The following is a 21419-nucleotide window of genomic DNA, read 5'->3' as shown; positions in this document are numbered from 1 at the left end:
CACGATGCCACGGCGACCGAACGCGCGCTCGGTCGGCCCGGTGTTTCACGTGAAACCGGGGCCTCAGCGCCGAGCGCGCGGCTTGGCGAGGGGGAACGCGAGGGACTCGCGGATGCTGCCGCCCGTGACCAGCATGACGATCCGGTCCACGCCCATGCCGAGGCCCCCCGTCGGCGGCATGGCGTGCTCGAGTGCCTGCAGGAAGTCCTCGTCGAGCTCCATGGCCTCCTCGTCGCCGCCCGCCGCGAGCAGCGACTGCTCGGTGAGCCGGGCACGCTGATCGATCGGGTCGGTCAGCTCGCTGTAGGCCGTCCCCAGCTCTATACCCCACGCGACGAGGTCCCACTTGGCGGCGACGAGCGCTTTCGTCGGGTGCGGGCGGGTGAGCGGGGAGACCGACGTGGGGAAGTCGGTGTAAAAGGTGGGGAACTCGGTGCGGGACTCGACGAGATGCTCGTACATCTCCTGTGCCGTCGCGCCGGCGTCCCACTCGGGGTTGTACGGGATCTCGTGCTCGTCGCACAGCCGGCGCAACTCGTCGACGGGGGTCTGCGCGTCGATCTCGGTGCCGAGTGCCTCCGAGACCGCCCCGTGGAACGTCTTCACCGGCCACTCGCCGGAGATGTCGATCTCGACGGGCCGCCCGTCGGGGCCGGGCCGGACGATCACCTCGCGGCCGTGCGCCGCGACGGCCGCGGCCTGGATCAGCTCGCGCGCCAGCACCCGCATGACCTCGTAGTTCGCGTGTGCCTCGTAGGCCTCGAGGATCGTGAACTCCGGGTTGTGCTTGAAATCCGCGCCCTCGTTGCGGAACACCCGGCCGATCTCGAAGACCCGTTCCATGCCCGCCACGCACAGGCGCTTGAGGTACAGCTCGGGCGCGATCCGCAGGTACAGGTCCAGGTCGTAGGCGTTGATGTGGGTGGTGAACGGGGCGGCGTTGGCGCCGCCGTGCACGGGCTGCAGGATCGGTGTCTCCACCTCGAGGTAGCCGCGGGCCTGCAGCTGCTCGCGCAGCGACCGCACCACCGCGCTGCGGGCCACGAGCAGCCGGCGCGCGGTGCGGTTGATCGCGAGGTCCACGTACCGTTGGCGCACCCGCGCCTCGGGATCGGTCAGGCCCCGCCACTTGTCGGGCAGCGGGTGCAGGCACTTGCCGTCGAGTCGCCAGTCCTCCGCGAGCACCGAGAGCTCGCCGCTGCGGCTGCGGCCCGTCACCCCGCTCACCTCGACGAGGTCGCCGAGGTCGAACACGAAGCGGCGGCCGCCGACGCGGCCGCGGTCGACGAGGATCTGCACGTCGCCCGACCAGTCCCGCAGCACCGCGAACAGCACGCCGCCGAAGTCCCGGAGTCGCAGGATGCGGCCGGCGATCCGCACCGCGGTGCCCTCGGGTGCGGCGACGGCCGTCGCGGCGGTGTACGACGGCGGGTTCGCCACCGGGTACGCGTCGACGCCCGACTCCATGAGCCGCTCGAGCTTCGCCAGCCGCACCCGCACCTGCTCCGGTCGCCGGGGACCGGTGCGCGGCTCCGCCGCCGGCTCGACGTCGGGGGCGGCACCGTCGTCGCGCAGGGTGCCGGACTCGACGAGCACAGGGGGAGCGGACGTCTGGGTCCCGGTGTGGCGGCGGGCGCTTCGTTCCCGGCCGAAGCTGGGCAGCGTGAGGAAGCCTTCGGCGATCGCCGACGCGATCCCGACCCGGGGCAGCACCCTGTTGTCCGCGAAGCACAGGAACCGCGGCGCCCACTCGGGCTGGTACTTCACGTTCGACCGGTACAGCGCCTCGAGCTGCCACCAGCGGGAGAAGAACACGAGCATCGAACGCCACAGCCGCAGCACCGGGCCGGCGCCGATCCGTGCGCCCTCCTCGAAGACCGAGCGGAACACCGCGAAGTTCAACGAGATCCGCGTGATCCCGAATTCGCCGCCGTGGGCGGCGAGCTCCGACACCATCATCTCCACGACACCGTTGGGCGCCTGCGGGTTTCGGCGCATCAGGTCGAGCGACGCGCCGTCGGCCCCCCACGGCACCAGCGACAGGATCGCCACCACCTCGTCGTGGGACATCGCCTCCACGAGCAGGCAGTTCCCGTCGAGCGGATCGCCGAGGCGTCCGAGGGCCATCGAGAATCCGCGCTCGGTCTCGGTGTCCCGCCATTCGTCCGCACGTCGCATCGCCAGTGCCATCTCCGCCTCGGGGACGTCCCGATGCCGGCGGATGCGCACCGTCACTCCCTGTTTGTGGGCACGCGAGACGGCTTGGCGCACGGGCCGCATCTCCCGGCCGGAGAGCGAGAATCCGGCGGTGCGGAGGATGGCCTCGTCGCCGAGTTGCAGTACCGACAGACCGGCCCGGTGATAGGCGGTGGCACCGGCCTCGCTCGCACCCATCACGGCCGGCGCCCAGCCGTAACCCCGAGCGAGCGCGAGCCACTCGTCGATCGCGTGCGGCCACGCCTCCGGATTGCCGACGGGGTCCCCGCTGGCGAGGCACACCCCGACCTCCACCCGGTAGGTCACCGCGGCCTTGCCGCTGGGCGCGAAGACGACCGCCTTGTCGCGGCGGGTCGCGAAGTAGCCCAGCGAATCGTCGCCGCCACGCTCGAGCAGGCCCCGGATCGCGGATTCGTCGCTCCCGGTCAGTGCGTTGGTCGCCCGCTGCGACCGGAACAGCACGATCACCGCCGCGATCAGCGCCAGCGCCCCCAGCAGGCCGAGGAGGGTGTTGACGAATCCGTGTGGGCGCCCGCTGAACTGGTCGTTGTCGAGCAGGGACAGGGCGGTCACCCGGTTGACCGCCCACAGCAACCGCTCGTCGGACGGCAGGGTCCCGGGGAACAGTTCCACCAGCCCCCAGCCGATCAGGGTGCCGACGGCGAGCCCGGCGACGAGGACGACCAGCGATTTCCACACCGCCCCGCGTCGGACCCGCGTGTAGAACTCCGGATACGCCGCGAGCAGGAGCCCGACCGCCGCGACCTGCAGCACCAGACCGATCGCCGCGTCGATGCTGCGGTCCGACACCGCCACGAACCCGTTGTAGACCGCGAATCCGGCCAGGTACACCGTGAGGATCCACCACGCGATCCGCTTGCGGCTCGCCAGTGCCGCCGCGAGCAGGCCGAGCACCAGCGCGTACGACAGGCTGGTGTCGGGAGCGTCGAACAGGTACGTGTCCACGTATTCCCGTGGCGTGTGGACGAAGTAGCGCAGGGTGGGGGAGATCGACCACAGCGCCACCGCGACGGCGAAGATCCCGAGGGTCAGGCCCACCACGTGCGGGACCGAGTTCAGGCGGCCGCGGGGCCGGGCAGGCAGGTGGGGGTGCGCCGCAGGTGCCGCAGCAACGTCCGCTGACATGCGTCGACGGTAGCGCCGCGGAGGTGCCGTGCTGCTCGGAACCGGGAATTGGTTACGAATCCGTCGCGCCGAGTTCCTTCACGCTTCGAAGCGGTATCCCATTCCCGGTTCGGTGAGCAGGTGGCGAGGGCGGGCAGGATCGGGTTCGAGTTTGCGTCGCAGCTGCGTGAGATACACCCGCAGGTAATGGGTCTGGGTCGTGTAGGACGGCCCCCACACCTCTTCCAGTAGCTCCCGTTGGCCGACGAGCTTGCCGCGATTACGCACCAGCACCTCGAGCATCCCCCACTCGGTGGGGGTCAGGTGAACCGGTGCGCCGTCGCGGGTGACCTTCTTCGCGGCGAGGTCGACGGTGAAGTCGTCGGTGTCGATCGTCGGTTCGGTCGTGTCCGAGGTGGTGCCGGCTCGCCGGACCGCGGCGCGGATGCGGGCGAGGAACTCTTCCATCCCGAACGGCTTCGTGACGTAGTCGTCGGCTCCGGTATCGAGAGCGGCCACCTTGTCGAGGGCGTCGGTGCGGGCCGAGAGGACGATGACGGGGGCCGTGCACCAGCCGCGCAGCCCGGCGAGCACTTCGATCCCGTCGAGGTCGGGCAGGCCCAGGTCGAGGACGATCACATCGGGATGTTGCTGGGCGGCGGCACGGAGGGCGGCGCGTCCGTCGCCGGCGGTGATCACCTCGTACCCGCGTGCGGCGAGGTTGATGCGCAACGCACGCAGGATCTGTGGTTCGTCGTCGACGACGAGGATGCGAGTCACCGCGGCACCCTTTCCGGCGCGGCGGCGAGCTCGACCACCATGGTCGTCCCGCCACCGGGTGTCTCGGTGGCGGTGACGGTCCCGCCCATCGCCTCGGCGAATCCGCGGGCGACGGTCAACCCGAGGCCCGCCCCGCGGCTGCTGCGGTGGTCCCCGGCGCGGGGAAAGGCGGCGAAGACGTTGCCGGTGTCGCCGTGCGTGAGTCCGGGGCCGCAGTCCGCGATGGTGACGGTGGTGCGGTCACCGGAGGTGTCGGCGCCGACGCGGATCGGACCGGTGGGTGCATAGCGCAGGGCATTGTCGAGAAGATTGGCCAGGACCCGTTCGAGCAGTCCGCTGTCCGCACCGACCACGGTGTCGTCGACGTCGACCTCGATGCGTTCGCGAACGTTGCGGGCGGTGTCCGAACCGCCGCTCGAAAGCGTGACCATGGCGCGGTGCACCACCTCGTCGAGGTACACCGGCTGCAGGACGGGCGTGATCACTCCGGCCGCGAGCCGGGAGGAGTCGAGCAGGTTCGACACCAGGCCGGTGAGCTGGTCGGTGGATTCCTCGATGGTCGCGAGCAGCTCCGCGGTGTCCTCGGGGGAGAACTCGACATCGGTGCTGCGCAGGCTCGACACCGCGGCCTTGACGGCAGCCAGCGGGGTGCGCAGGTCGTGGCTCACCGCCGACAGCAAGAGCCGCCGCAGCCGGTCGGTTTCGGCCAGGGCCGACGCCTGGGCGGCCTCAGCGGCGAGTTCCTGCTGCCGGACCAGCCCGGCGGCCTGTCCGGCCACCGCGGTGAGGATCCGGCGGTCGCGGGCGCGGAGCCGCGGCCCACCGAGCAGGAGGGCGTAGACGCTGTCGTCGACTTCGCAGACGGTGTCGGCGGCCTGGATCGACGGCGGTGGCGCCGCGCCGGCCGTCCCCAGCACCTGCGCCGGCTCCCGGTCGGTGCGGACGAGGCTGACACCGTGCTGGGCGTAGGTTTCCCGCACCTTCTCGAGCAGCCGGGGCAGGTCCGCACCCCGCAGAACCGCGCCGGCGAACAGGGCGAGCAGTTCGGCCTCCTGGGCAGCGAGCCGGGCCTCGCGGGCACGGGCCGCGGCGGCATCGACCAGTGCGGCGACTGCTACGGCAATGACGAGCAGCACCACGGTGGTGACGAAGTTGTCCGGTTCGGCGATGGTGAAGCTGTAGAGCGGTTCGGTGAAGAAGAAGTTGAGCAGCAGGCCGGACAGCAGGGCTGCGACGATGGCCGGACCGATTCCGCCGAACAGGGCGACGGCGAGCACGACGACGAAGAACAACGCGTTCTGGCCGGCAACCCCGGTGAGCCGGTCGATCACGGCCATGAGGCCGGTTGCGGCGAGGGGGATGACGAACGCGGCGATCCAGGATTGCAGCCGGCGGTCGTGGCGGCCGAGGAAGGCCACCCGCGGTGCGCGTGCTGTGTGCTCGTGGGTCACCATGTGCACGTCGATCTTGCCGGAGTCGCGGACGACCGCTGCCCCGATGCCCTCGTCGAGGATGCGTGCCCACCGCGGGCGCCGGGACGTGCCGATCACCAGCTGGGTGGCGTTCACCTCCCGCGCGAAGTCGAGCAGCGTGGTCGGTACGTCGTCGCCGACGACGCTGTGCAGGCTCGCCCCCAGGCTGGCTGCCAGAGCCCGGACCTTCCCCATCTGCGGCGCCGATACCCCGGTGAGACCGTCACCACGGACGACATGGACCACCATCAGCTCCGCGCCGGCCCTGGCGGCGATCCGGCTCGCGCGCCGGACCAGGGTCTCGGATTCGGGTCCACCGGTGACGGCGACGACGACCCGTTCACGGGCCTCCCAGGTGTCGGTGATGGCGTGTTCGCCGCGGTACTTGGCGAGCGCGAGGTCGACCTGGTCGGCGAGCCAGAGCAGGGCGATCTCGCGCAGGGCGGTCAGGTTGCCCTCCCGGAAGTAGTTGCGCAGCGCGGCATCGACCTTCTCGGGCGCATACACGTTCCCGTGCGCGAGGCGCCGCTGCAGGGCCTGCGGGGTGATGTCGACGAGTTCCACCTGGTCGGCGCGGCGCACCACGTCGTCGGGGACGGTCTCGCGCTGTACCACGCCGGTGATCTGCTCGACCACGTCGTTGAGGGACTCGAGATGCTGAATGTTCACCGTCGACAGCACGTCGATTCCCGCGTCGAGCAGTTCCTCGACGTCCTGCCACCGTTTCGCGTGGCGGCTACCCGGAACGTTGGTGTGGGCGAGCTCGTCGACCAGGGCGACGGCGGGCCGGCGGGCAAGCACGGCGTCGAGGTCCAGTTCGTCGAGCACGGCGCCTCGGTAGGTCGTCCGCCGGGGCGGGACGGTCTCCAGGCCGGCCAGCTGCTCGGCGGTGCGGGCACGACCGTGCGTGTTCACGATCGCCACCACCACGTCACCGCCCCGGGCGATCCGCCGATGGGCCTCACCCAGCATGGCGAACGTCTTGCCCGCGCCGGGGGCGGCACCGAGGTAGATACGCAGCCGCCCCCGGCGCGACGCCTCGGGGGCGGCGGTGCGCGCAGTACCGGTCACGACGCCATCATCCACCCGAGGGGACCTCGTCGCAGTCGGGTGCAGTCAGTCCCAGCGCCACGTTCAGCTCGGGCACGTTCACTCGCTCGGCGCCGAGGAACCCGAGTTGCCGGCCCTCGGTGTGCGCGGCGACCAGCTCCCGGACCCGTCGCTCGGGGATGCCGGTGACCCGCGCCACCCGCGGCACCTGCACCGCGGCGTAGGCAGGGGAGATGTGGGGGTCGACGCCGGAGCCGGACCCGGCGACCGCATCGACCGGAACCTCCTGCGGCGGCACCTGCTCGCGCGCGGCGATCACGGCACGCCGTTCGTCGACGAAGGCGGCCAGCACCTCGCTGCCGGGCCCCTGGTTGGACGGCAGTGCGGCGGCCGGGTCGCCCGGCGCGAAGGCGTCTGCGTCGGCGACCGAACCGACGACCCGAGTGTGGAAGAACGGATCGGGCTCGTCGGGCGCGACCTGCGGATCGACGCCGATCAGCCGGCTGCCGACGACGCAACCGTTCGTGTCGGTCAGCGGCGAGCCCTCGGCGCTCGCCGAACCGAGCCGTCCCACCGCCCACACCGCCGCCGGATAGGCCACTCCGACGATCACGGTCAGCGCGACCAGCATCAGCAGGCCGGCCCGCGCCTGCCGCATCAACCCTGCGAAGAAGTTACCGAATCCCATCAGTGTCACCCGATTCCCAGACGCACCACGAGGTCGATCAGCCAGATCCCGACGAACGGGGTGATCACCCCGCCGAGGCCGTAGACGAGCAGATTCCGCCCCAGCAGCGACGACGCGTTCGCCGGCCGGTACCGCACACCCTTCAGGGCCAGCGGTATCAGCGCCACGATCACCAGGGCATTGAAGATCACCGCCGACAGGATCGCGCTCTGTGGGGTGGCCAGTCCCATGATGTTCAGCCCCGCCAGTTGTGGGTAGATCCCGCTGAACAACGCGGGCAGGATCGCGAAGTACTTCGCGAGATCGTTCGCCAGCGAGAAGGTGGTCAGCGCCCCGCGCGTGATGAGCAGCTGCTTGCCGATCTCGACCACCTCGATCAGCTTCGTCGGATCGGAGTCGAGGTCGACCATGTTCCCCGCCTCCTTGGCCGCGGAGGTGCCGGTGTTCATCGCCACCCCCACGTCGGCCTGGGCGAGGGCAGGCGCGTCGTTGGTACCGTCACCGGTCATCGCGACCAGCCGTCCGCCCTGCTGTTCCGAACGGATCAGCGCCAGCTTGTCCTCGGGGGTCGCCTCGGCCAGGAAGTCGTCGACCCCCGCCTCGGCCGCGATCGCCTTCGCAGTGAGGGGGTTGTCCCCGGTGATCATCACCGTGCGGATGCCCATCGCCCGCAGCTGGGCGAACCGCTGTGCCATGCCGGGTTTGACGACATCGGACAGCTCGACGACGCCGACCACCGATGCGCCGCGATCGTCGGATCGGGCCACCACGAGCGGTGTTCCGCCGCCGCGGGCGATGTCGTCGACGACGGTGCTCACCGCCTCGGGCATCCGTCCGCCCTGCTCGGCCACCCAGCGGGTCACCGCGTCGGCGGCGCCCTTCCGGATGCGGACCGGGATGCCCGCGTCTCCGGCGGTGTCGAGGCCGCTCATCCGGGTGTGCGCGGTGAATGCGACGAACTCGGCGGAGCGCTCGGCGTCCGACGGGCCCGGATCGAGGTGGAACCACTCGGCGCACAGCTCGACGATGCTGCGCCCCTCCGGGGTTCCGTCGGCCAGGCTCGACAATCTTGCCGCAGAAGCCATTTCGAGATCCGTGACACCGGGAGCGGGGTGCAGTGCGGTGGCGCGTCGGTTGCCGTAGGTGATGGTGCCGGTCTTGTCCAACAGCAGGGTGTCGATGTCCCCGGCCGCCTCGACGGCACGACCGGACATGGCCAGCACGTTGCGCTGCACCAGCCGGTCCATCCCGGCGATGCCGATCGCGGAGAGCAGGGCGCCGATCGTGGTGGGAATCAGGCACACCAGCAGCGCGATCAGCTCGACCGGTCCCTGCTCGGCGCCGGCGTACGCACTCATCGGACCGATCGCGACGACCGCGAGCAGGAACACGATCGTCAACGCCGCGAGAAGGATGTTCAGGGCGATCTCGTTGGGGGTCTTCTGCCGGGCGGCCCCCTCGACGAGAGCGATCATCCGGTCCACGAAGGTCTGCCCGGGTGGTGCCGTGATCCGCACGACGATGCGGTCGGAGAGCACCGTGGTGCCGCCGGTGACGGCGCATCGGTCGCCACCCGACTCGCGGATCACCGGCGCCGATTCTCCGGTGATCGCCGACTCGTCGACCGTGGCGATGCCCTCGATCACGTCACCGTCACCGGGGATCGTCCGGCCGGTCTCCACCACGACGAGATCGCCCACGCGCAGCTCGGTGGCCGATACGGATTCCTCGGTGTCCGGACCGGTGCGGCGACGGGCTGTCGTATCCTGCTTGACCTTTCGCAGGCTCGCCGCCTGCGCCTTGCCGCGCCCCTCGGCGACCGACTCGGCGAGGTTGGCGAACAGCACGGTGAACCACAGCCACGCCGCGATCGACCAGGCGAACAGGGTGGGTTCGACGATCGCCGCGACGGTGGCGACCGCCGATCCGACCAGCACGACGAACATCACCGGATTCCGCGCCACATGCCGGGGATCGAGCTTGCGGATCGCTCCCGGCAGGGCGTCTGCCAGCTGACGGGGGCGGACCACGCCCCCGCCGACACGGTGCGGGTGAGAGGCGACGGTCTCCCGGTGGGAATGAAGGTCGATGGTCACCGAAGTATCTCCGTGATCTCCGCCGCGGGGCGGGAGGACGAGCCGTGGTCGCGGCGCCGCAGGTGCGCGCGAGGCGCCGAGGGGGAGACGAGGGTCACTGCAGTGCCTCCGCGACGGGGCCCAGAGCGAGGGCCGGGAAGAAGGTGAGAGCCGCAACGAGGACGGCGGTTCCGGTGAGCAGCCCGCCGAAGGCCGCACCGGTGGTGGGCAGCGTGCCCGCACCGGCAGGGGTGCGACGCTGGGCGGCCAGCGATCCGGCCAGGGCCAGGACGAACACGATCGGCAGGAACCGCCCGAGCAGCATGCACATGCCCAGCGAGGACTGGAACCAGTCGCTGGTCACGGTCAGTCCGCCGAACGCGCTGCCGTTGTTGTTCGACGCCGAGGCATAGGCGTAGAGCACCTCGGTGAACCCGTGGATCGCGCCCGGAGTGCCCGGACCCCCGGAGTTGCCGAGGTACCCGGTGGTGGTGGACAGGATCACGGTGATCGCGGTGCCGGTCAGCACCAGCGCCGGCATCACCAGCACCGTCAGCGCGGCAAGGGTGATCTCGCGCCTGCGCAACTTCTTGCCGAGGAACTCGGGCGTGCGCCCCACGAGCAGGCCCCCGACGAACACGGCGATCACCGCGAGCACCAGCATGCCGTACAGGCCGGTGCCGACGCCGCCGGGCGCGATCTCGCCGAGCAGGATGTTCAGCAGGACGGCTCCACCGCCGAGCGGGGACATGCTGTCGTGCGCCGAGTTCACCGCACCGGTGCTCGTGCCGGTGGTCGACACCGCGAACAGCACCGAACCGGGGATCCCGAACCGGACTTCCTTGCCCTCCATCATCGCGCCGGCGGCGTTCGCCGCCACGCCCCGCGTACCGGATTCGGCGGCCAGCGCCACCGCCAGGACGGTGCCGTAGAGCAACGCCATCACGCCGAGGACGGTCAGGCCCTGCCGTCGGTTGCCGATCATCGTGCCGAACGTGCGGGTCAACGCCACCGGGATCAGCAGGATCGCGAGGATTTCGACGATGTTGGTGACGGGGGTGGGATTCTCGAACGGATGGGCCGAGTTCGCCGCGAGAATGCCGCCGCCGTTGGTGCCCAGTTCCTTGATCGCCTCCTGCGAGGCGACGGGGGCGAGGGCGTTGGTGACCACGTTGCCGTCCAGTCCGGTGGCGGAGAAGCCGCTGCGGTACGACTGGATCACGCCCTGGGACAACAGAATCAACGCGATCGCGAACGCCAGCGGTAGCAGGATCCGCAGTGTCCCGCGGGTCAGGTCCACCCAGAAGTTGCCGATCTCGCCGCCGCGCCCGACGCGCGCCAGGCCGCGGATCAGGGCGATCGCGACCGCCATGCCGACCGCCGCCGAGACGAAGTTCTGCACCGCGAGGCCGGCGGACTGGGTGAGTGGGCTCATCGTCGTCTCGGGCACGTAGGACTGCCAGTTGGTGTTGGTGACGAACGAGACCGCCGTGTTGAATGCCACCGCCGGACTCACTCCACCCAGGTTCCGGCCGAGCGGCAGGACACCCTGCAGTCGCTGCACCGTGTACAGCACGAGCACGCCCGCAAGCGAGAAACCGAGCACACTCGCGGCGTATCCGTACCAGGTCTGTTCTGCGCGCGGGTCGATCCGGCACAGCCGGTACATCAGGGACTCGATCCGCAGGTCCTTCCACCGCAGGTCGGTGTCGGTCGTGTACACCCGCGCCATGTAGTCGCCGAGTGGAACGTATGCCGACGCCAGGACTGCAACGACCAGGCCGATCTGCAGTCCCGCGGTAACAGCTGGAGTCATCGGATCGTCAGAACCTCTCCGGATCGAGCAGCGCGATCAGCAGGTACACCACCAGTGCCGTCGCGAGCACGACGAGCGCGACGCTCGCCACCCCTGCCCAGGTCACCGGCTCTCACCTCGCACATGCAGGGCGCGCAGGACCAGAGCGCAGAACAGGAACCCTGCCAGGATCAGCACCACGTACGCGGTGTCGGCCATGTCGTCTTCCCTTGTCGTAGAAGCGAATCAGGCGCCGATCGGCGCCCCGCACCACACTGTCGCACCGCGCCCGTCCGTGGACCGCGATCCATACGGAATCTTGACGCCCGCGGCCGAAGTCCTGACGAATTCTTTACACCCCGGGTCCGGCGTCCCGGCGACGCAGCGCCCGCGGGCCCCGCCGGAACGGCTCGGGGCCGCCGGCATCACCGCAGCGCCACGTCGACCAGGCGCGCACGCACGTCGGTCACCTCGTCGAGCGGGGAGGAGCTGCTCACGGTCGTACGAGTGGCGGGTGCGCAGGTGCCCGAGCAGCCGGCGCCGGTCGGTGTGCAGGTGCGCCCGGGCGCCCACCCAGCAGATCAACACGTTCGTGCGGACACCGCACCGCTGCACCGACCGCGGCTACCGCGACCGAATCGCGGAGTGCTGCTCCGAACATATTGTCGCAGCGGTGATCTGAACCTACTGCTCTACGACGTGACTACCTTGTACTTCGAGGCCGAGAAGGAATACGACCTATTCAGGCTCCTCGCCGCCTCAGTTCCATGCGGTACGAGTACCGACGTGGATTGAAATGAGAGGATGTGAACTCGACGAACTTGCCGTCCGCGTCGTAATAAAGACGCTCGATCAGCAGTATGGCGTCTCCAGCTTGACATCCGATCAGCTCAGCCTCGTGCTCCGGGGCGTTCATGGCGGTGATCTCCTGGCGCGCGCCCATGATCGGCTTGGTGAGGAGTTTTTCGGCCGCCCCGATCACGGTTCCTTCGCCGACCGACGGGACCCCGTCCGCGGCCAGTTTCGCACCGAGCTCGGGTTCGACGTAGTGACGTGTCAGGACGAAGGGGAATCCCTCATAGGAACGTCGAACGGTGGCCTTGCTGACCTCGATGTACGGCAATTCCAATCGGGCCGCGATGGAGGGCTCGACGACGACGGTGAATGGTTCGATCACCTCGGTGTTCGTATCGGGCCAGACGATAATTTCGTCGAGGGAGCCGATCGAGCGGACATAGCGGCCCCGGGTGTCCTGTTGACGCCCGCTCACATAGGTTCCGCTGCCTTGGACGCGGTAGATCAGCCCGTCCGAGAGCAGTATCTGGAGCGCCTCACGCACCGTGTGGCGGCTGACGTTGTGGACCGACTGCAACACGCTTTCGGTGGGCATTTTCCGTCCCACCGAGTAGACACCTGCCTCGATGTCGGCCCGCAACTTCTCGGCCAACTCTCGGTACGCTGGGACACCACGCTCCGCGGGAGCGGCCTTCTTCGTCGCCACGGGCTCCTCCTTCTCCCTGATGCGATCGGCAGGGTGTCATCCACCACACTAGCGCTCGTACGGATGAATCTTCAAGGTGGGAGACTCGGCAACGGGAATTTACTGCAACAACAGCATATTCGTGGCGTCAGATCGCATACTACTTCTGCTACCTCGCAAATTGATACTGATGAATCGAGTGTGGAGGTGTGACCGTCTGCGATCACACCTCCACACTCGGTCCTTCCGGCGCCGGAGTTGGGCGACCGATGGACATCTGTCACCGCAGCACGACGGACCCGATACGGATGTGGGCCCTGTCGCGGTGGTGCTGGTGTCCCCGCCATCCATGTCGGCAGGCGCCTCAGGCCGTGGTCGGTTCCACCTCAGCAAGCAGTTCGTCGTTGTGGGCGCCGAGCTGGGGCGCCGAGTCGGTGCGCGGCTCCTCGTAGGTGTCGGTCAGGAACGGTGTCCGGATCATCCTTCGGCGACCGGCATACGGATCGTCGATATCGAGGAACATGCGACGCGCGTCAAGGTGAGGGCACTGGTAAAGCTCGTCCACGGTCTGGGTTTCCCCGGCGGGAAGCCCATGGGCGGCGAAGCGTTCGACGATCTCGCGGCGGGTGCGCGACCGTGTCCACCGTTCGACTTCGGGGCGGATCACCGATGCAAAGTTCTCGGCCCGGTGAACGACGGTGTCCAACAGTGGATGGTCGAGCAGGTCGGTCCGCTCGATTGCCACACACAGCCGCCGCCACATTTCGTGGGTGGGCAGAATCAGTGCAACATACCCGTCCTCGGCCTCGAGGGCACCGAGTGGAGAGTAGCGATCCACCCCGCGCACTCGATGCTCGCCCGTGAAATCCCACAGCATCAGTTCGCGTTCGAGCAGGGACACCACGGAGTCGTACATGCTCTGATCGACGAACGCGCCCACACCGGTATTCTGACGTCCCTGTAGAGCGGCGAGCACGCTGACGGTGGCGTGGACCGCGGTGAAGACGTCCGCGAAACCGGTCACCGTCGGCAGCGGCGGGCCCCCGGGTTCTCCGGTCACCGCCATCAATCCGCCGACTGCCTGGATGGCGGTGTCGAAGGCCGGCCGTTCGGCAAATTCGCCTCGATGCGTCCGCAACCGTCCGTAGCCGCTGATGGCGCAGTAGATCAGGCGTGGATTGGCCTCCTTGAGCGCTTCGTATCCGACTCCCATACGGTCGACGGCACCGGGACGGAGGTTTTCCACGACTACGTCCGCGGTCGCCGCAAGGGTCCGGTATCGGGCTCGGTCGCCTTCTGTGCTCAAGTCCAGCGTGACGGACTTCTTGTTGCGGTTGTAGCTCAGGAACCCGCCGCTCATAGATCCGGTCTCGGTCTGCTCGAGCGGATCGTAGATTCTGCGCGGATCGCCGCCGTCGGGCTTCTCGATCTTGATGACCTCCGCGCCTAGGTCGGCCAGCATCATCGCACAGTAGGGGGCGGCGATGTACTGGCCCATCTCGAGCACCCGAATGCCGTCGAGGGGCCTCACGTCAGATTCCTTCGGTTGCGTGCGGGACGAGCATCGGCTTGATGTCCTCCTGTGCCCGCATCCGCGTCAGTGCCTCGGTCGCCTGGTCGAGCCGGTACCGGTTCGGGACCAGTGCGCCGAAGTCGTACTTACCATGTGTGTTCTTCATGAAGTCGAGAGCCTTGCGATATTCGGCGATGTGCCCGGACCAGGTTCCCATGATGGTCAGCTGCTGTCGGGTGATGAAGCCGGGCCGGACCGGGACTTCCTTGCCTGGACCGTCGATCTGGCCGGTGACCATGTAGCGGCCGCCTTCCTTGATCATTCCCAGACCTTCTGGGAACGCGGTGCGTGCGCCGGAGAACTCGAAGACAACTTCGGCGCCGTGGCCGCCGAGCAGTTCGCGGACCGCGGCGACCCGGTCTTCGGGTTCGGGATGTTCGGCGACAGAGACGAGGTCGGTTGCCCCGTACTGCTTGGCGATGGCAAGGCGGGTATCGGGAGCGCCGACGGTGATGATTCGTCCGGCGCCGAGATGATCGGCGAGGGCGGTAGCGAACAGGCCGAGCGGGCCCGCTCCCTGGATAACGACGGTTTCCCAGGGATTCATCTTGCCGATGCGTTCGAAAGAGTGCACAACTGTGCGCAGTGCGCAGCTGGCCGCCGATGCCCAAGAGGTTTCCACCTCGTCCGGCACGCGCACTCGTCCCGAATTGGGGAAGACGTAGGCGTACTCGGCGAAGCCGCCGACCAGGTACGGGGGACGCTCGCAGTTGGTGAACATGTAGTACTGCCGGTTGGTGCACAGGGTGGGCTGGTTGTCGAACCGGCAGTGGTCACATTGGTTGCATGAAGCGTGGGTGAAGCAGATGCGATCGCCGATTTCGAGCGGTGTACCGAAGGTGTCTCGCTCGGCGCCGTCACCGAATGCGATCACCCGCCCAACCATTTCGTGTCCGGGAATGACAGGTAGGTCCAGCGCCTGGCTGCCGCCGAGGGAGCCATCCCATAGGTGCAGGTCCGAGCCGCACACCGTCGCTGCTTCGATACGGACCAGGAGTGCGCCCGGTTCCAGGGTCTGGGGTACCGGAATTTCGCGGATCTCGAGCGGCTCACTGTGCTTGGTGAGCACCGCCGCCTGGCTGGTCTTGGGGATGTCGAATGTGGTGGTCATCAGTTTCTGCTCCTGGAGGTTCAGCCGAGCTTGAACGGGTCACGGCTTTCACCGGTGAGTTCGACCCAGATGGATTTGGTCTGCAGGTACGCGTCGAGGCCTTCGATGCCGTTTTCGCGGCCGATTCCGCTCTGCCCGAAGCCGCCGTACGGGACGTTGTTGGCGAGCACACGGTAGGAGTTGATCCAAATCGTGCCGGCATTGAGTCGGTGCGCCACGCGGTGCGCGCGTTGGATGTCCTTCGTCCACACCGCCGCGGCGAGTCCGTAGGTCGTGTCGTTGCCGAGTTGGACCGCCTCTTCTTCCGAGGTGAAGGTGATGACCGACAGCACGGGTCCGAAGATTTCTTCCCGTGCCACGCGCATCGAATTGTCGACGCCGCTGAGGATGGTGGGCTGGAAGAAGTACCCGTCGGCCAGTTCGGTGTCCTGAGGACACTCTCCGCCGCACACCACGGTGGCTCCTTCGTCGACTCCGAGGTCGACGTAGTAGCGGACCTTCTCGAGTTGCTCGGCGAAGGCGATGGGGCCCATCTCGGTTTCGATGTCGAGCGGATCCCCCATCTTGATCTGGGGTGCGCGTCGTGCGAGTCGCTCGACGACGGCATCGCGGATCGATTCGTGGACCAGCAAACGGCTTCCGGCGATGCAGGTCTGACCGGTGGCGGCGAAGATTCCTGCCATCACCCCGTTGACGGCCGCATCGATGTCGGCGTCGGGGAAGATGATGTTGGGGGACTTGCCGCCGAGTTCGAGGGTGACCTCTGCGATGTGGTCGGCGGCGCTCTTCATGACCGCGATTCCGGTGGCAGTGGAGCCGGTGAAGGTGATTTTGTCCACGCCGGGTTCGGCGGTCAGTGCGGCTCCTGTGTTCCCGGCGCCGGTGACGACGTTGAACACTCCGGGCGGGAAACCGGCTTCATCGACGAGCTTGGCGAATTCGAGGGTCGACGTCGGCGTCTGCTCTGCGGGCTTGGCGACAAATGTGCAGCCGGCGGCCAAGGCGGGCGCGAGCTTGCTCGCCAGCAGGAACAGCGGGCTGTTCCAGGGAAGGATCGCGGCGACCACGCCGACTGGCTCGCGGCGAGTGTAGGTGAAGAAGTTCGTCTGGGGCGCGGAGATGGTGTCACCGAAGATCTTGTCGGCAGCGCCGGCGAAGAACTCGTAGGTCGCCGGCAATCCGGCCATCTGGCCGCGCGTCTCGCGGATGACCTTGCCGTTGTCGGTGGTTTCGATACGCGCGAGCTCGTCTGCATGGGGCTCGATCAGCGCCGCCAGTCTACGGATCAGGGCGCCTCGCTGCGCCGCGGACATCGATCCCCACGGCCCGGACAGCGCGCGTCGCGCGGCCTCGACAGCGTTCTTGACATCTTCCGGTCCGGCGAGTGGTGCAGTGGCCCAGGCCCGCCCGTTGTAGGGGTTGACGGTCTCGAAAATCTCACCGGAGATTGCGTCGACCCATTCGCCGTCGATGTACATCTTTCGGTGTTGGAGTTCGCTGTTTCGCCGTTCGGCGATGGCGACGTTCTCGGTCATAGTGCTCTTTCTCGTTTCTCGGCCGGATCGAGTGCCCGGCACTGTTGAATTGGGAGCGTCGGTTTCGGGTTTCGATGTACCCCGCATGTCGAGGGGGACGACTGGAAAAGAGCTGTCCTCACGTTCTGACGGAGATACCCGCCAAAGTCGCACGGATCAACGGGTCGACGGACGGCGTGTCGGGCAACGTGGCCACGCTGTCGATCAAGGTTTCCAGGTCCTTTGTGGACAGCGGAATTTCGTCTGCGAGGCGTTCGGCATTGCGTACGACGCCGTCGGTGTCCCACGACAGCATCGCATCGGAGTCCTCGATGGCGTCTTGGACCGCGGTCCCGTCGACCAGGCCCACAGTGGCGTGTGCGGTTTTCGCCGGGCGTGCCGACTCGGCGACGAGGTCGATCTTGCCGATGAGGTCGAGCACCTGGGGATCGGTGAAGTGTTGCAACAGGCCGTAGGTGATGTCGCCGTGGACGAGCCCGGTTGCGAAGGCGAATCTGGCGCTCATCAGTGTCTGTGAGGTACTGGTGAAGGGCCCGCGCGAGGGCATGCCCGGATAGGTTGCCTCGCGTTCGTTCATCTGCAGCCGGATCGATGCGACCTCGTCGGCGTGGAGACCGGACTCGCGCAGCCGCACCGCGAGCATGGCCGGCGCCTGATTGAACGCACACACCGGGTAGGGCTTGAAGGTTACTTCGAGCATGTTCCAGGATCGCCCGAGGTCGCGGGCGATCATTTCCGCTGCCTCACGCGATCGCGAGAAGCAGTCGAGGAATCCCGCTTCGGCTTCGAAAGCGGCCCGCGACCCCGCAACTCCGGCTTCGGCAAGTTGCGCTGCCATCAGTCCACTCGTCGCCGCGATTCCCGACTGGAAATGCCATTCGTCAGTTCCGGCACCGAACGATTCGGACGTGCCACCCGAGATCGATGCGGCGATCGCCAGCGCGGAGGTCGTGCGTTCGCCGCTCAGGCCGCGGATTCGTGCGACGGCGGCAGCGGCAGCTACCGGTCCGAACACCGCCGTGGCGCGAAAGGGCGGGGTGGTCAGGTCCGTGAGTGGCTTCGACAGCGCGATGCCCACCTCGTAACCCGCGACGACCGCTGCAAGCAGAGTCCGACCGTCGACAGCGCTGGCCTCTGCTGCCGCCAGAGCGGCGGGTACGACGCTTACGCCTGGATGGAACGTGCCATGTGTGTCCTCCTGCGCCCGGGCATGTAGATGCACTCCGTTGATGAAGGCCGCCGTCGAGGCCGGATGCCACTGGCCGGTCACCAACGAGCGGGCGTATCCCCGGCGATTCGGTGGCGAGCTCACTCCGGGGGTAACCTGCTCGGCCCGTCGCCCGAAGCCAGCGGCCGAGCCGGCCATCCCCACCGCCAGAGCGTGGATGAGGCACCCTTTCGCCCGCTCGACGACTGGTAGCGGAAGCGCATCGACCTCCAGATCTGCGGCGAAGACGCCGAGTCGTTCGGCGATCGTGCTGCCAGCCATGCGCACATCCCTTCCGTGATTCGTGGACACGTCAGTTGCAGTTCCTGCCGGAGCTGCCCGCGGCAGCGGATCCGACCACCACCGTTTCACAATTTGTCCGTATGACTTGAGACACTATTGCGCAACGATGCGTCTGTCAATCACGACGCGAATCGAACCCGTCCACCTCCTGGATCCGACCACGACGGTCCCGCGATTTGACGGTGATTACCTGTTCAAGACGTTTCCGTTGTCCAAGTTCCACGTAGCGGCGAACCCGCCCACTCCAAAGGCTTGACGCAAGCGTCGACCATGACTACCTTCCAATCATCCGTACAACTGTGGCTCATCTCACTGTGGGCCGCCAGGGCGGAGGATCATGGGCGCGCCGGAAACACCATCAGATTCGCGCAGGACCAAATTCACGTCGTGGCGAAAGAAGTCCACGACGCTTCCCGAGGAGACCTCGATGACGAACCCACCCCCCGTATTGCCGTCACCCCCCACCACTCCGGGAGAGGCGCCGACGACTGATGCGCTGACCTCATCGGGGACGCTGGCACCCCGGGTGTCTCGACGCGTCGCCGTCGCCGCGGGCATCGGCCACTTCCTCGAGTGGTTCGACTTCGCGGTGTACGGATTTCTGGCCGCGACCATCGGACAGCTGTTCTTTCCGTCCGGCAACGCCACGACGTCGCTGTTGGCCTCCCTCGCCGTTTTCGGCGTCGCGTTCCTCTTTCGTCCGCTCGGCGGGCTGCTGATCGGGGCTTTCGGCGATCGCGCCGGTCGCCGCGCGGCACTCTCGTTCGCGATCGTCGTCATGGGCATCTGCACGATCGGCATCGGCGTCCTGCCGACGTACGCCACAATCGGCGTCGCTGCTCCCGCTCTTCTGGTGCTCCTTCGGTGTGCCCAAGGTTTCTCTGCGGGTGGCGAATACGCGGGCGCAGCTGCCTTCCTCGTGGAATATGCACCGGCCCGCCGGCGCGGGCTGTGGAGCAGTGTGGTCTCCGCCGGCGCCGGCATCGGGGTCATGGCCGGGGGTGCGGTGACCTTGCTGTTGACGGCCCTGCTGTCCGACGACCAGATGACGAGCTGGGGGTGGCGTGTCCCCTTCCTCGTCGCCGGCCCACTGGCCGTCCTGGGTCTCTACGTCCGGCTCCGGCTCGAGGACACTCCCGTGTTCCAGGAGCTCCAGCGCGCTCACGAGGTCGAGCACGCCCCGCTGCGCAACGCCGGCAAGCACAGTCGATCCGGAATCCTGTTGGTGTTCGTCTGCACCGCGGTGACCGGCCTCGGTTTCTACTACCTCGCAACCTTCGTGGTCACCTTCCTCAGTGTCGAGGTCCACATGGCCAAGACCTCCGCCCTCGAACTCGCGGTGCTCGGATTGCTCATCTACTCACTCATGTGCCCCGTCGCAGGCATGATCGGCGACCGCATCGGCCGCCGACGCACGATGCTCCTCGGCGCCGTCGGTATTGCTCTGACCGCGGTCCCGTGCTTCGCGCTGCTCTCGACCGGCACCTGGTACCTCGCACTGATCGGCCTGGTAATCCTGGCGGCGTTCGAGGCACTGGCCAATGTCATGCTCGGAGTTCTCATGGTCGAGCTCTTCCCGGCCCGACTGCGGGTGACGGGAAGCTCGATCGGCTTCAACGTCGCGCAGGCTCTCATCGGCGGGCCCGGCCCGTTCATCGCCACCGCCATCGCGGCGGCGGCCGCGCTCATCGTCGCCCCCGCCTTCTATCTGGTCGCGGTTGCAGCGCTGTCGTTCTTGATCCTGCTGCGGTATCTCCCCGAGACTCGCGGAGTGTCGCTGTTCAGTGACGAAGCACCCTCGGTGAGGGACTGACAGGCAGGCATGATTGTGGAGACGCATTCGTATCTGAAGCGTCCCGCGTACCGGCTCGTCGCCGAACAACTTCGGCGACGAGCCGAACGCGGTGAGTACGCCGTGGGTGACAAGTTGCCTACCGAGGATCAACTTCGGCACACTTTCGGCGTCAGCAGGCACACGGTCCGGCAAGCAATCGGACACCTGGTCGAGGTGGGCATGGTGCACCGTGTTCAGGGCAGCGGCACGTATTTGATTGGGTACGAGACGAACTCAGTTCGCTATCAGCGTGCGATCGGATCGCTCGACGAGCTCATGAGCTGGCCCGGCACCACCACTCGGTTGCTCGAGCCTTTCCGGCGGGGGGTGAGCGAGCCTGCGATCGCTCGTGACCTCGGCGCGGACATCTCAGATGTCCGCTGCGCCCTCGTCCAACGCTGCTACAACGATGCGCCCTTCGCCCTGACTCGGCACTACATGGTTTCCTCATTGGCGGACAACGTGATCGATCGGGGAGCATGGGAGACTGACAGCACGATCATTCAATCGGCGGAGCGGTTACTGCCCGAGGGTATCGTCTCGGCGACTCAGAGCATCCACGCCACTCGAGCCGAAGAGACTGAGAGCGAAATGATCGGATGCTCGGTAGGGGACGCCGTCTTGCTCATCGAGCGGCTGTACCACGACGCCGGTGGGCGGCCGGTCGAGTTCACCGCCTCCCGCTTCAATCCCCGCCGCTACAGCTACCGGATGGACCTGCGCCGGCACCGCTGATCGGGAAATCCGCGGTCCGCTCTGGACCACCACGAAGTGGTCGGGGTGGCAATCGATTACACGGTTGACCTACCAGGAACGCACGAAGGAGGCGGTGTGGGTCGAGAGACGAGCACCGATATCGGTTCGATCGACGTCGTCCGGGATCGGTATGTCCCGCCCCGGCGAGTGATTATCATTCTCACCGCCACGGCTATCACCGCGGTAGGACAGATGTACTCGGTATTGGCGCTGTTACCGCAGATGGCCGCTTCCTTCGATGTCAACCCTGCACAGGTGACGGCGACCTCCACTGTGTTCGGCGTCGCCTATCGGTAGTTTGTTGACTTTCCGACGGGTCCGAGGTAAGCCGGAAGTAGTGCTCGTGCGGTTCCTGGGGGTGTGTGATGACCCGACATCGGCCCTGCCCGGCGGCGCCCGGCCCGCTGGAGGAATACGC

General features: G+C 67.7%; 14 protein-coding genes and 1 pseudogene. 3 read left to right on the top strand and 12 right to left on the bottom strand.

The annotated features are described in order from the left end of the window. Positions 1-63: 63 nt before the first annotated feature. The 12 genes and pseudogenes from lysX to G6038_RS19590 all read right to left on the bottom strand — a co-directional run. Positions 64-3303, bottom strand: a pseudogene (lysX, locus tag G6038_RS19645) (bifunctional lysylphosphatidylglycerol synthetase/lysine--tRNA ligase LysX); the annotation flags it as partial. Between the two features lie 138 nt (positions 3304-3441). After that, on the bottom strand, positions 3442-4122 hold the full coding sequence (locus tag G6038_RS19640) for a response regulator (RefSeq protein ID WP_165039461.1): 681 nt from the start codon (positions 4120-4122) through the stop codon (positions 3442-3444). Beyond that, positions 4119-6665, bottom strand: coding sequence for a sensor histidine kinase KdpD (locus G6038_RS19635; protein WP_165039460.1), 2547 nt, complete (start codon positions 6663-6665; stop codon positions 4119-4121). The genes G6038_RS19640 and G6038_RS19635 overlap by 4 nt, the downstream gene beginning before the upstream one ends. A 7-nt stretch (positions 6666-6672) precedes the next feature. Beyond that, the gene (locus G6038_RS19630; RefSeq protein WP_165039459.1) at positions 6673-7332 is read right to left on the bottom strand and encodes a potassium-transporting ATPase subunit C; all 660 of its coding nucleotides are present in this window, start codon (positions 7330-7332) and stop codon (positions 6673-6675) included. A gap of 5 nt (positions 7333-7337) precedes the next feature. After that, a complete protein-coding gene (gene kdpB, locus G6038_RS19625; protein WP_165039479.1) occupies positions 7338-9362 on the bottom strand; it encodes a potassium-transporting ATPase subunit KdpB in 2025 nt (674 codons plus the stop codon). Positions 9363-9522: 160 nt separating this feature from the next. After that, complete coding sequence (gene kdpA, locus G6038_RS19620; RefSeq protein ID WP_165039458.1) at positions 9523-11223, bottom strand: potassium-transporting ATPase subunit KdpA; 1701 nt, start codon at positions 11221-11223, stop codon at positions 9523-9525. A 7-nt stretch (positions 11224-11230) separates the two neighbouring features. After that, on the bottom strand, positions 11231-11329 hold the full coding sequence (gene kdpF, locus G6038_RS31470) for a K(+)-transporting ATPase subunit F (RefSeq protein ID WP_100055923.1): 99 nt from the start codon (positions 11327-11329) through the stop codon (positions 11231-11233). A 615-nt stretch (positions 11330-11944) separates the two neighbouring features. After that, positions 11945-12703 carry a GntR family transcriptional regulator gene (locus G6038_RS19610; protein WP_165039457.1) on the bottom strand — a complete coding sequence of 253 codons (759 nt, stop codon included), beginning with the start codon at positions 12701-12703 and terminating at the stop codon, positions 11945-11947. 343 nt (positions 12704-13046) lie between these two features. Further along, positions 13047-14213 carry a CoA transferase gene (locus G6038_RS19605; RefSeq protein WP_165039456.1) on the bottom strand — a complete coding sequence of 389 codons (1167 nt, stop codon included), beginning with the start codon at positions 14211-14213 and terminating at the stop codon, positions 13047-13049. A gap of 1 nt (position 14214) precedes the next feature. After that, positions 14215-15366 (bottom strand): zinc-binding dehydrogenase, encoded by a 1152-nt coding sequence (locus G6038_RS19600; RefSeq protein ID WP_006942121.1) that lies wholly within the window; start codon positions 15364-15366, stop codon positions 14215-14217. A 20-nt stretch (positions 15367-15386) separates the two neighbouring features. Continuing rightward, positions 15387-16901 carry an aldehyde dehydrogenase gene (locus G6038_RS19595; RefSeq protein WP_165039455.1) on the bottom strand — a complete coding sequence of 505 codons (1515 nt, stop codon included), beginning with the start codon at positions 16899-16901 and terminating at the stop codon, positions 15387-15389. A gap of 118 nt (positions 16902-17019) precedes the next feature. Beyond that, a complete protein-coding gene (locus G6038_RS19590) occupies positions 17020-18390 on the bottom strand; it encodes an MmgE/PrpD family protein (protein WP_165039454.1) in 1371 nt (456 codons plus the stop codon). 448 nt (positions 18391-18838) lie between these two features. On the opposite strand from G6038_RS19590, the gene G6038_RS19585 reads away from it, so the two are divergent. From G6038_RS19585 to G6038_RS19575, 3 genes are all read left to right on the top strand, one after another. After that, positions 18839-20224 (top strand): MFS transporter, encoded by a 1386-nt coding sequence (locus G6038_RS19585; RefSeq protein WP_240918595.1) that lies wholly within the window; start codon positions 18839-18841, stop codon positions 20222-20224. Positions 20225-20233: 9 nt separating this feature from the next. After that, positions 20234-20980, top strand: coding sequence for a GntR family transcriptional regulator (locus G6038_RS19580; RefSeq protein WP_165039453.1), 747 nt, complete (start codon positions 20234-20236; stop codon positions 20978-20980). A gap of 96 nt (positions 20981-21076) precedes the next feature. Then, on the top strand, positions 21077-21298 hold the full coding sequence (locus G6038_RS19575) for an MFS transporter (protein WP_165039452.1): 222 nt from the start codon (positions 21077-21079) through the stop codon (positions 21296-21298). Positions 21299-21419: the final 121 nt, after the last annotated feature.

It is taken from the genome of Rhodococcus sp. 14C212 (assembly GCF_011058195.1).
GTDB lineage: Bacteria > Actinomycetota > Actinomycetes > Mycobacteriales > Mycobacteriaceae > Rhodococcus > Rhodococcus aetherivorans.
The sequence above is the reverse complement of the archived record's forward strand: the minus strand, read 5'-3'. Positions and strand labels throughout refer to the sequence as shown.

Bases quoted from the DNA above. Each gene is read 5' to 3' on its own strand.
- G6038_RS19595 (WP_165039455.1), bottom strand. From the start codon at position 16,901: ATGACCGAGAACGTCGCCATCGCCGAACGGCGAAACAGCGAACTCCAA.
- kdpA (WP_165039458.1), bottom strand. From the start codon at position 11,223: ATGACTCCAGCTGTTACCGCGGGACTGCAGATCGGCCTGGTCGTTGCA.
- G6038_RS19630 (WP_165039459.1), bottom strand. From the start codon at position 7,332: ATGGGATTCGGTAACTTCTTCGCAGGGTTGATGCGGCAGGCGCGGGCC.
- G6038_RS19580 (WP_165039453.1), top strand. From the start codon at position 20,234: ATGATTGTGGAGACGCATTCGTATCTGAAGCGTCCCGCGTACCGGCTC.
- G6038_RS19590 (WP_165039454.1), bottom strand. From the start codon at position 18,390: ATGGCTGGCAGCACGATCGCCGAACGACTCGGCGTCTTCGCCGCAGAT.
- G6038_RS19585 (WP_240918595.1), top strand. From the start codon at position 18,839: ATGACGAACCCACCCCCCGTATTGCCGTCACCCCCCACCACTCCGGGA.
- G6038_RS19600 (WP_006942121.1), bottom strand. From the start codon at position 15,366: ATGACCACCACATTCGACATCCCCAAGACCAGCCAGGCGGCGGTGCTC.